This window comes from Pseudomonas sp. 05N434, assembly GCF_056396965.1.
This window is the reverse complement of record NZ_JBFTMK010000893.1, coordinates 1-1172: the sequence shown is the minus strand read 5'-3', so window position 1 is coordinate 1172 and position 1172 is coordinate 1. Positions and strand designations below refer to the sequence as shown.

At 59.3% G+C, this 1172-nt stretch carries 1 protein-coding gene; it reads left to right on the top strand.

Annotated features, from left to right (window positions below):
* Window positions 1-106: 106 nt before the first annotated feature.
* On the top strand, window positions 107-1172 hold a 1066-nt coding region (locus tag AC1DLB_RS30485; RefSeq protein WP_477786341.1), incomplete at its 3' end, for an MBOAT family O-acyltransferase.

The window sequence follows — 1172 nt, the reverse complement described above, 5'->3', positions numbered from 1 at the left end:
CGCCACAGGTAAGTGCACAGCATGCAATACAACCACCCCGGATTTTCGTGGGGGGTTTGGGGGGGCCGTTGGCCCTTGACTGTTGGTTAAACATGGAGAGATCAGGATGGTATTTTCATCCAACGTGTTCCTGTTTCTGTTCTTGCCGATCTTTCTCGGCTTGTACTACTTGAGCGGGCAACGCTATCGCAACTTGCTGCTGCTGATCGCCAGCTACGTGTTCTACGCCTGGTGGCGTGTGGACTTCCTTGCGTTGTTCGCAGCCGTCACGCTGTGGAACTACTGGATCGGCCTGAAAGTTGGCGCCGCCGGTGTCCGGACCAAACCGGCCCAGCGCTGGCTGCTGCTCGGCGTCGCGGTGGACTTGTGCATCCTGGGCTACTTCAAGTACGCCAACTTCGGCGTGGAGAGCATCAACGCGATGATGACCTCGGTCGGTCTGTCGCCGTTCATCCTGACCCACGTACTGTTGCCGATCGGGATCTCGTTCTACATCTTCGAGTCCATCAGCTACATCATCGACGTTTACCGCGGCGATACCCCGGCCACCCGCAACCTGATCGACTTTGCCGCATTCGTAGCGATCTTCCCGCACTTGATCGCGGGCCCCGTGCTGCGTTTCCGCGACCTGGCCGACCAGTTCAACAACCGCACCCACACCCTCGACAAGTTCTCCGAAGGTGCCACGCGGTTCATGCAGGGTTTCATCAAGAAGGTGTTCATCGCCGACACCCTGGCGGTGGTCGCCGACCATTGCTTCGCCTTGCAGAACCCGACCACGGGCGATGCCTGGCTCGGCGCCCTGGCCTACACCGCACAGCTGTACTTCGACTTCTCCGGCTACAGCGACATGGCGATTGGCCTGGGCTTGATGATGGGTTTCCGCTTCATGGAAAACTTCAAACAGCCGTACGTCAGCCAGTCGATCACCGAGTTCTGGCGGCGCTGGCACATCAGCCTCTCCACCTGGCTGCGTGATTACCTGTACATCACCCTCGGCGGTAACCGTAAAGGCACGCTGATGACCTATCGCAACCTGTTCCTGACCATGCTGCTCGGTGGTCTGTGGCACGGCGCGAACATCACCTACATCGTCTGGGGCGCCTGGCACGGCATGTGGCTGGCAATCGAAAAAGCCATCGGCCTGAACACTTCGCCGCGCAGCTTCAACC